Origin of the sequence: Sphingobium sp. S6 (assembly GCF_905120495.1) — a bacterium.
In the GTDB taxonomy this organism is placed as follows: domain Bacteria; phylum Pseudomonadota; class Alphaproteobacteria; order Sphingomonadales; family Sphingomonadaceae; genus Sphingobium; species Sphingobium agri.
On the sequence record NZ_CAJHOG010000041.1, the window covers coordinates 1 to 1,676 of the forward strand.

The 1,676-nt window shown below is 62.3% G+C and carries 2 protein-coding genes; both read left to right on the top strand.

The genetic code is table 11. The features are described from left to right. The gene (locus tag SPHS8_RS20260; protein WP_201516837.1) at window positions 1-750 is read left to right on the top strand and encodes an electron transfer flavoprotein subunit beta/FixA family protein; all 750 of its coding nucleotides are present in this window, start codon (window positions 1-3) and stop codon (window positions 748-750) included. Next, complete coding sequence (locus SPHS8_RS20265) at window positions 747-1,676, top strand: electron transfer flavoprotein subunit alpha/FixB family protein (RefSeq protein WP_201516838.1); 930 nt, start codon at window positions 747-749, stop codon at window positions 1,674-1,676. Before SPHS8_RS20260 ends, SPHS8_RS20265 begins: the two co-directional genes overlap by 4 nt.

Below are 1,676 nucleotides of genomic sequence, written 5' to 3' on the forward strand. Positions count from 1 at the left end.
ATGAAGATCCTTGTGCCCGTGAAGCGGGTCATTGACTATAATGTGAAGCCGCGGGTGAAGGCGGATGGGACGGGCGTCGATCTGGCGAACGTCAAGATGAGCATGAACCCGTTCGACGAGATCGCGGTCGAAGAAGCCATCCGCCTGAAGGAAAAGGGCGTGGCGACCGAGGTGGTGGCGGTGTCGATCGGCGTTGCCAAGGCGCAGGAAACGCTGCGCACGGCGCTGGCCATGGGTGCGGACCGTGCGATCCTGATCCAGACCGATGACGAGGTTGAACCGCTGGGCGTGGCCAAGCTGCTCGCCAAGGTGCAGGAAGAGGAAGGCGCTGGCCTGATCATCCTGGGCAAGCAGGCGATCGACGATGACAGCAACCAGACTGGTCAGATGCTGGCCGCTCTGCTGAACCTGCCGCAGGGCACCTTCGCTTCGAAGGTCGAGGTAGAGGGTGACAAGGTCAGCGTGACCCGCGAAGTCGATGGCGGCCTGGAGACGGTGAAGCTGAACGTTCCGGCGATCGTCACCACCGACTTGCGTTTGAACGAGCCGCGCTATGCTTCGCTGCCCAACATCATGAAGGCGAAGAGCAAGCCGCTTAGCACGAAGACGCCTGCCGACTATGGTGTCGATATCGCGCCGCGCCTGGAGACGCTGAGGGTCACCGAACCCGCCAAGCGTTCGGCTGGCGTCAAGGTTGCCGATGTCGATGAACTGGTCGCGAAGCTCAAGGCTCTGGGAGTTGCAGCATGAAGACGCTCGTTTGGGTTGAACATGAGGGCGGCGCCGTCAAGGACGCGACCCTTTCCGCCGTTACCGCCGCTGCAAAGCTGGGTGAAGTGCATCTGCTGGTCGCTGGCGCTGGCGTCGGCGGCGTGGGCGAGGCTGCTGCGAAGATTGCGGGCGTGGGCAAGGTCCATGTCGCCGATGACGCGGCCTTTGGTCATGCGCTCGCCGAAAATGTCGGGCCGTTGATCGTCGAACTGATGGGCCATCATGACGCGTTCGTCGCGCCTGCCACCAGCAACGGCAAGAATATCGCGCCGCGCGTGGCGGCTCTGCTGGACGTCATGCAGATCAGCGACATTCTGTCGGTGGAAAGCGAAGACACGTTCACGCGGCCGATCTATGCGGGTAACGCGATCGCGACCGTCAAGTCGAAGGATGCGAAGAAGGTCATCACCGTTCGTGGCACTGCTTTTGAAAAGGCGGCGCGCGAGGGTGGTTCGGGCGCGGTGGAAGCGGTTGCTTCGACCGGTAACAAGGGTCTCAGCAGCTTTGTCGGCGCGGAGATCGCCAAGCAGGAGCGTCCGGAGCTGACCTCTGCCAAGATCATCGTATCAGGTGGCCGTGCGCTGAAGGATGGGCCGACTTTTGAAGAGGTGATCTATCCGCTGGCGGACAAGCTGGGCGCGGCGGTCGGCGCTTCGCGTGCGGCGGTGGACGCTGGCTATGTGCCGAATGACTATCAGGTCGGGCAGACGGGCAAGATCGTGGCGCCGGAAGTTTACATCGCGGTGGGCATTTCCGGGGCGATCCAGCATCTGGCGGGGATGAAGGATAGCAAGACCATCATCGCCATCAACAAGGACGAGGACGCGCCGATCTTCCAGGTGGCGGACATCGGACTGGTCGGTGACCTGTTCAAGGTCGTGCCGGAGTTGACTGGCAAGCTGTGA

Excerpts from the sequence above, each read along its gene's own strand:
- SPHS8_RS20260 (WP_201516837.1), top strand. The coding sequence starts at position 1 with ATGAAGATCCTTGTGCCCGTGAAGCGGGTCATTGACTATAATGTGAAG.
- SPHS8_RS20265 (WP_201516838.1), top strand. The coding sequence starts at position 747 with ATGAAGACGCTCGTTTGGGTTGAACATGAGGGCGGCGCCGTCAAGGAC.